The organism is Haematobacter sp. (genome assembly GCF_032102465.1).
Taxonomy (GTDB): Bacteria; Pseudomonadota; Alphaproteobacteria; order Rhodobacterales; family Rhodobacteraceae; genus Haematobacter.
The window spans coordinates 23795-31933 of record NZ_DAMDHB010000041.1 but is presented as its reverse complement, the minus strand read 5'-3'; the positions used below and the strand labels follow the sequence as shown (position 1 = coordinate 31933).

Annotated in this window: 5 protein-coding genes; all 5 read right to left on the bottom strand. The window is 67.7% G+C overall.

The features are described from left to right. Positions 1-1416 (bottom strand): amidase (locus tag RT513_RS17975; protein ID WP_290685898.1); only part of this gene is annotated, 1416 nt, incomplete at its 3' end. A gap of 1595 nt (positions 1417-3011) precedes the next feature. Further along, on the bottom strand, positions 3012-3944 hold the full coding sequence (locus tag RT513_RS17970) for a hypothetical protein (RefSeq protein WP_290685901.1): 933 nt from the start codon (positions 3942-3944) through the stop codon (positions 3012-3014). Between the two features lie 475 nt (positions 3945-4419). Further along, positions 4420-6153: an AMP-binding protein gene (locus RT513_RS17965; RefSeq protein ID WP_290685904.1), complete on the bottom strand. Its 1734-nt coding sequence runs from the start codon at positions 6151-6153 to the stop codon at positions 4420-4422. 136 nt (positions 6154-6289) lie between these two features. Next, positions 6290-7165 carry an ABC transporter permease gene (locus RT513_RS17960; RefSeq protein ID WP_088215974.1) on the bottom strand — a complete coding sequence of 292 codons (876 nt, stop codon included), beginning with the start codon at positions 7163-7165 and terminating at the stop codon, positions 6290-6292. Next, on the bottom strand, positions 7162-8121 hold the full coding sequence (locus RT513_RS17955; protein ID WP_088215975.1) for an ABC transporter permease: 960 nt from the start codon (positions 8119-8121) through the stop codon (positions 7162-7164). Before RT513_RS17955 ends, RT513_RS17960 begins: the two co-directional genes overlap by 4 nt. Positions 8122-8139: the final 18 nt, after the last annotated feature.

Below are 8139 nucleotides of genomic sequence, written 5' to 3'. Positions count from 1 at the left end.
CGCAGCGCTCACACGGGGCGGCCGCGCCTGAGGCCAGCCGGTCGCCAGATGCCATGCATGGCCCGCGCGCAGCACCGCCGCATCCGCGCCCGCCCGCCCGATGAGCTGCATCCCCATCGGCAGTCCCCCATCGCCGAAGCCCACGGGGACAGAGAGGGCGGGCAGGCTCGCAAGGCTCGCGGGGATGACCACCTCCATCCAGCGGTGATAGGTGTCCATCTGCCGCCCCGCCACGGTCTCCGGCCAGCGCCACTCCGCCGGGAAGGGCCAGACCTGCGCGGAGGGCAGCACCAGCAGGTCGAACCGCTCGAACAGCCGCGCCGCATGGGCATACCAGCGGCTGCGGACCACGCTGGCATCATAGGCGGCCACGGCGGAAAGGCCCGCGCCGCGCTCCACCTCCCAGATGGTTTCCGGCTTGGTCAGGCGGCGCTTTTCCGGGTCGCTGGCGAGCGCGGCCTTGCTTCCGGCCGAGAGCATGGCCCGAAGGGTGATCCAGGAGTCCCACAGTTTCTCCGCCGGGAACGGCGGGGGAAGCGGCTCCACATGGGCGCCCATCGCTTCCATCTGCCGCAGTGCCGCCTCGCACAGCGGCAGGATGCCGGGTTCCATGGCATAGGCCCCGCCCCAGTCGCCCAGCCAGCCGATACGAAGTCCGGCGATCCCCCCGTCCAGCGTCGCGGCCCAGTCGGCATTCGGGCGCGGGAAGGGCTTTTCCGGGTTCTCGCCCGCGATCACGGTCAGCAGGCGGGCCAGATCCTCCACGTCGCGCGCCATCGGCCCGTTGGTGGCGAGCGTGGAGAAGAACCCGTCCCCCTCCGCCTCATCCGCCACAAGGCCCCATGTCGGGCGGAAGCCATAGACGTTGCAGAAGGCCGCGGGGTTGCGCAGTGACCCCATCATGTCCGATCCGTCCGCCGCCCAGACCATGCGCGCCGCCAGCGCCGCCGCCGCACCGCCAGAGGATCCGCCCGCGCTGCGCGACAGGTCGTAGGGATTCAGCGTCGTGCCGTGGACGGGGTTGAACGTATGGCTGCCCTGCCCCCATTCGGGCACGTTTGTCTTGCCGGTCAGGATCGCGCCCGCCGCCCGGATCCGCTGGGCAAGCAGCCCGTCCTTCACCGGAACATGCGTGGCATGGAGCGGTGAACCCCAGGTGGTGCGGATCCCTGCGGTGAGCGCCAGGTCCTTGATCGCGAAGGGAATACCATGAAGCCATCCCTGCGGCGGCGTATCGTCCAGCGCCCGTGCCTCCGCCATCAGCACATCCGGCTCGCGGGGGGAGACGATGGCGTTCACGCTTCCGTTCACGCTGTCGAGCCGCGCCAGATAGGCCGCCATCACCTCGGAGGGTGCGACGGATCGCGCATGGATCAGCGCCGACAGGCGGGTGGCGGACAGTTCGGTAAGTTCCATGTCGATGCGATGCCTTCTCTTTTCGGTCGCGTGCCGTAGCCGGTGTCAGATGAGCCTGAATCCGCCGCGCCGTCCAGCCCGGCGACGCGAAGGCTCTGGCCATATACCGCTCGCTGCCGCGCGGGGGGGAAGCGGTCCCTCCTTGGGAGGCTGACGAAGTGGTATGCCGATGCGCGGTAAATCGGCCCAGAATGGCTGGATTTCCGGGTGGATTCTTCAGATTGCGGACGATTTCCCCTCCAACGCAGACCTGTAGGGCGGCGGACGGGCCGCATGGGGATCCGCATTCCCGCGCCGGAACGTGCCTTGCCGCCAGAGCGCGCAAGGGGAAATCTTTGACGGGTCGGAACAGCCGGACTCTATGCATTCCCCGCGTGCCAAGGCGAAGCCGACGGATGCCCCAAGGCATGGTCCGCGGAACAACTCCCCGAGCGCGAGGCGAAGCCTCCTCCTTCCGGGAAGGCTCCATGATCTGCGATATGCAGCGCCGTCATGCGCCGTCATGCAGCGCCGTCGCGCAAGTGCGAAATCCCGCGCGATGACCGAGGGTGGCCGCGTGCATCCTGATCCCTCGCACATGAAGGCGAGACCGATACCGGCCCGCAGCCGGTGAGAGCAGCCCGCTCCATCCCCCGCGCGCGGGCCAAAGGGCCCGCCAGCTTGGGTTCACGACCCTCGCCTCCGCCATCCCCCGCGCGTGTGGGCGAAAGCGCGCATCTTGTCGTCGGCGAGGGTCTGTTCGGCGCCATCCCCGCGCGTGTGGGTCAAAGCCATTGGAGATCCACCCCTCGCGCCTGTCCGTCGGCCATGCTCACGCGCGCGGCCAAACGCCAGACAGAAGATACGCTATCCATGCACATCAGCCACCCCCCGCGCGTACGGGCCGAACCGGATCGTACCGCCAACGCTGCCAGCCAGAAGGCCCATCCCCACGCGTGCGGCCCAAGCTGCCTATGCCAGGTTCTATGCCGCGCGCTCCGGGCCATCCCCACGCGCGTGCGCCCAAGCCGCGGCAGCGGGAGGACGGCCATGGATTTCGAAGCCACCCACACGCGTGCGGACCAAGCGCATGGACCGGCGGGAGGAAGTCATCCGCTACGCCATCCCACACGCGCGCGGGCCAAGCTGGATGTCGTGTCCATCACCACCCCCAACGCACCGCCATCCCCCGCGCGCGCGCGGACCAACCTCCGTATTCGGAGGCTGGCGCCTTGTGACGGGCCATTCCCCTGCACGCGCGGACCAAGCCTATGAGGCATCCTTGGCGTTCCCATCCAAGAACCATCCCGCGCGCGCGGACCAAGCGCTTCATGCGCTGGGGCCATTCCTGCAGCGGCGCCATCCCCCGCACGCGTGGCCAAAAGCTTTGACATCGCGTTCGGCCTATGGACCCGCAGATGTTCTCCCGGAGGATATCACGCCCGCGGTGCAGCTTGGACGCCGCTTGTTCCAGAGCAAATGGTAGGTGAGCGGCATGTCAGGAACCGCGGCATGTCCTTCTACCGGGAATGCCGGAGCTCCTGACACGGTCGCCACCACAGCAAGGGATTTGCCCCTACCGCGCGGCGGGCAGCCGGTTATCGCGATGGATGCCGTCAGGCCGTGGCAGCCGTATCCACGTCGCCCTTGTAGGAGTCTTTCAGGCTGGCGAGGTTCAGCAGCATCGTTGCTGCGGGCGCCGTCGTCCCGGGGCGGTAGATGGCGGAGCGGACCCACATGCTTTCCGTTCTGCGGCTGCCCGACAGGGCGACCACCTCCCGCGCGACCTCCAGAGGCTCGCCCACGAAGATCGGGCCGTCCAGCAGCCGGATCTCCTGATCCGCGAACAGGCCGATGGCGGGGCCGCGCACCGGGAAGGGATCCTGCTTGTTGGTGTAGCAGAACAGCACGCTCAACATCTCGAAAGGGATCACCGCCTCGCGCCAGGTCCCGACGGCACCCCGGTAGGCCGGCGACGGTTCGGTGATGCGGGACAGCTTCTCGGCCAGGCTGAACGGGTAGAGATGGCCCATGTTCTGATCGAAGCCCATGGAAATGGGGCGGCGGGGCGTCTGCATCCCCACCCGCACATCGGCGAGGATCCGCGCGCCCTCCAGCGGCGGTAGCGTCGCCATCCGTTCCTCCAGCGCCGAAACCGGATGATCGGGGCCGACGGAGAGGCTGCCGCGCAGGATCTCCGTCCCGTCCTCCCGCTCCATGCGGATCTCGGCCTTGTCGGGCGCGACCTGCCGCGCCATGGCGCGGAGCCGGTCACCCTCGAACGCGGGGTTGCGGAAATGCGCGGAGATACAGCCCGCCGCCAGCCAGCGGTCTCCGAACAGGCGCACGGCCAGCGGGTCGAACTGGCTGAAATGGGTCGGCCCCTCGATCGTGCCGCCCTTGAAGCCCAGTGTCTGCGCCGCGCGGTCATCGTGGATGGAGGCGTGGCCGTCATAGTTCTGGGCGGAGAGCATCTGGACAGGCGCGCGAAGCGGCCCTGTCAGCCAACCATCGGTTTCGGTCAGCGGGGTGGGAAAGAGGCTGGTCATCTCATCTCCTTGCAAGGATTGTCCGCCGGCTGGTCTGGATCTGTCCGCTGGCGGGAATGGGGCGGGAGGGCGCGATGCGGCGGGGCGCCATGGCGGCGGAGCGGAGATCCCTCCCCCCTCCGGTTTCCGTGGGGCCGACATACCGGCGCGGCGCCTTCCCCCTTGCCGAAGGCAGGGGCCGCACACGGCTCCGGGCCGCCGCGTCCCGCGGATCGAAGCACGGCCGCGAAGTGAGGCGGCTTCCGCAGGCAAAGGCTCCGGTCAGACGTTGACCGGCACAGGGGATGGCGGAGTGCGCTCACCTCCTGCCACAGCCGGACACACCCTTTCAGACTGGCACACCCGTTGAGACTGGCGTGCCCCTTCGGACTGCCACGCCCCTTCACCGGGTCGCGGTCGCTCGACAGTTGACGCAGAGACCCGCCACGGCTCCATCGCCCGCCGGGCGCGAGCACCGGCATCGCCAGAGCCGCCATCAAGATCCGGCGGGTTCGGGCATGGGCAGGAACTGGGGCAGATCGGTCTTGCGGACCTTGCCCGTCGGCGTGAGCGGCAGGGCGGCGATCACCACGATCTCCGGCACCTTGTAGGCCGCGATACGCTCGCCCAGCCAGCCCGCAAGCTCCGCGGCGGAAACGCGGCCCCGGTGCTCCTCCTTCAGTTCGACGAAGGCCACGGGCACCTGGCCCTTCTCCGCATCGTCGCGCCCGATGACGCCGCTGCCGACGACGGCGGGGTGCTTGCCCAGCAGGCCCTCGATCTCCACGGGGAAGATGCTCATGCCCTTGACCTTCAGCATCTCCTTGCGGCGGCCGAGGTAGTGCAGGAACCCCGCGCTGTCGATCACCCCGATATCGCCGCTGTGCAGCCATCCGCCCCGCAGCGCGGCAGCGCTCTCCTCCGGCTTGTTCCAGTAGCCCTTGAGCAGCGCGGGTGTCCGCACGACGATCTCCCCCTCCGTATCCGGCGGCAGGATCTCCCCGGTGTCGAAGTCGCAGATCTTGAACTCCGTCCCCGGTATCGGCAGACCGACGAACACCGGCTGCGCCTTCAGATCGTAGTCGTCGTCCTGCATGCCGGTGGTGAAGGTGTTGGAGGTATGCGTCTCCGTCATCCCCCAGCTCGATTCCGCGAGCGTCGTGCCGGTCAGCTCACGCCAGCGCTGGCGGTAGTCCACGTTCAGCTTCTTGACGAAGGAGGTGACACGCAGGCGTTTCAGGCAGGACAGGTCGAACTCCCCGAAGCGGGGGTGGTCCATCAGCTCCACCGCGCCATCGACCATCATCGCCATGCTGGTCACCCGGTAGCGGTCCACCGCCTGCATCACACCCAGCGGATCCCAACGTGACAGCAGCACCAGAGGCCGCCCGGTCACTGCCGGAAACACCAGCGCCGCATTCTCCCCCGCGATCCAGAATTCGGGGAAGTAGCTCAGGAAGATCAGTGTCCGGTCGCCCGCCATGGCGACGGACCAGTTGGCGGCACCGGTATAGAGCATGTCGCGCTGTGTGTGGACGCAGCCCTTGGGCATGCCCGTCGTGCCGCCCGTATAGTTGAGCGCCGCGACCCCATCCAGATCCGCGCCGCCGACACGCTCCTTCGGGGCGGAGCGGACGGCGGGCAGGAACGGCTCCGCTCCCGCCATCGGCGCGGGCGGCTGGCGCACGAAGCCCGGCACGTTGAATGCGGGTTCCTCCGGGACCAGTTCCGAGAGGCTGGTGGCGAACACCTTGCGCAGCCGGGTTTCCGCCCGCACCTCATCGACGACGGGCAGCAGGGTATCCTGCGCGACGATCACCTCCGCGCCGGAATCGTTGAGGTGGTAGGCAAGCTCATAGCCCTTGGAGAGCGGGCTGATCGGCACATGCACCGCACCGAGCTTCAGGATGCCGAAGAACGCGATGTGGAACTGCGGACAGTTGGGCAGGAAGACCGCCACCCTGTCGCCCTTGCCGATGCCAAGGCCCTTGAGAAGATTGGCGAACCCCTCGCTCAGCCGGTCAAGCTCGCCCCAGGTGATCTCCGTCCCGTAGTAGATGAGCGCGGTCTCCGCCGCCTGCGTATCGCCCCAGTGGCGCAGATAGTCGGAAAGCGGCCGTTCCCCCAGCGGATAGGTGATTTCGGCGGGTATGTCCCTCGGCCACGACTTCGCCCGTCGCGCGGCCAGATCGGCCAGATATCCGGTTTCGTCTATCGTTGTGCTTGGCATCTCATTTCCCTTGTTCGGGCGCACGGTTCGGCTGGATGGTGGCAGCTCCCGCGTCACGGCGGGTCCGTGCGTCAACTCATGCGGGGGGCCGGAGGGCCGCCCGCCCCTCTCTCCCCGCCCCCTCCTCCCGCGCGTCTCACTGCTCGCGGGATGTCGGATCCAGCGCCTCGCGCAGCGACTCGCCGAGAGCGTTGAACGCCAGCGCGGTCACGAGGATGGCGATGCCCGGCGCATACATCTGGGCGGGTGCGATCTCCATGTAGAGATAGGCGCGCGCCAGCATGGAGCCCCAGCTCGAATCCGGCGGCTGCATGCCGAGGCCGAGGAAGCTCAGGCTTGCTTCCGCCAGCAGCGCCACGGCCATCAGCATGGTCATCTGCACGATCACCGGCTGGATCGCGTTGGGCAGGATGTGGTGAAGCAGAATGCGCGGGGTGGATGCCCCGAAGCAGCGCGCGGCGTCCACATACAGCTCCTGCCGGAGCACCAGCGTCCGCGCCCGGACGAGCCGTGCAAGCTGCGGCGCAAAGACGATCCCCACGGAGATCATCGCATTGGTCAGCCCGATACCGAGCGCGCCCGTCACCGCGATGGCGAGCACGATGGACGGGAAGGACAGGAAGGTGTCGATCACCCGGCTGATGATCGTATCCGTCCAGCCGCCCGCATAGCCCGCGATCAGCCCGATCGGGATCCCCAGCAGCGCGGCGACACCGACCGCAAGGAACGAGGCATAGATGGAGGCGGAAGCGCCATAGACCAGCCGGCTGAAGATGTCGCGGCCAAGGTCGTCGGTGCCGAGCAGGTGCGTCATGCTCGCCGGCTCCAGAATGGCCATGTAGTCCTGCGCCGTCGGATCGTAGGGCGCGATCCAGCGGGCCAGCAGCGCCGCCCCCACGATGATCGCCAGCGCGATTGCCGACAGCAGCGTCCGGGTGTCGTGGCGCAGCCAGTTCCATACCGGCTTCCACCGGGTTTCCTGCCGCATCGGAGTGGTGGAAATATCGGTCATTTCTGGCTGATCCTCGGATCGAGAACGCTATAGAGCATGTCGGTGACGAGGTTCACGAGGATCACCGTCACCACCATCACGAGCACGATGCCCTGCACGACCGGGAAATCCCGCTGCAGCGCCGCATTGACGATGGAATTGCCCATGCCGGGGATGGCGAACACCACCTCCACCACCACCGTGGCGGCGAGCGTGCGGTTGATGAGCAGGCTGATCACGGTCAGCAGGTTGACGCTGACGTTGCGCAGACCGTGCTTCCACAGGATCACCGCCGGGGACAGGCCCTTGGCATGGAGGGTGCGGACATATTGCGAGGACAGGATCTCCGTCAGGGAGCTGCGAAGCTGACGGGACACCTCGGCGATGCCGCTGGAGGCGAGCGCCAGCGCCGGCAGCGTCGAATACCAGATCGCCTGCCAGATGTTGTCGAGCGGCGAGACAAAGCCCGTCGCCGGGAACCACATCCGGTTCAGGGCGAAGGTCGCGACGAAGATCATCGCGATCCAGAAGTTCGGCAGCGCGATCCCGATGGAGGACAGCGTCATCACGAACCCGTCCAGCCGCGAACGCGGGCGGCTCGCCGCGAGAATGCCGAGCGGCACCCCGACCAGGATGGACACGACGACCGCGTAAAGCACGATGAACAGGGTGTTCGGGAACACGCGTTTCACCGTTTCCAGCACTGCCTCGCCCGACAGGAGGGAGTTCGACAGATCCCCCGTGACCGCATGGCCGAGCCAGGACAGGTATTGCACGATGAACGGCCGGTCGAGGCCGTAGAGCGTGCGGATCTCCTCGATCCGTTCCTGGGTGGCATTCTCACCGGCGAGGGTGATGGCCACGTCGCCGGGCAGGAGCTTCATCAGCGTGAACACCATGAAGGTGGCGAGGATGAGCACCGGAATGGATTGCAGGAGCCGGTTGACGATGATCCTGCGGTGGACCTTGGTCAGCATGGGCGACCTCCGCTGTTG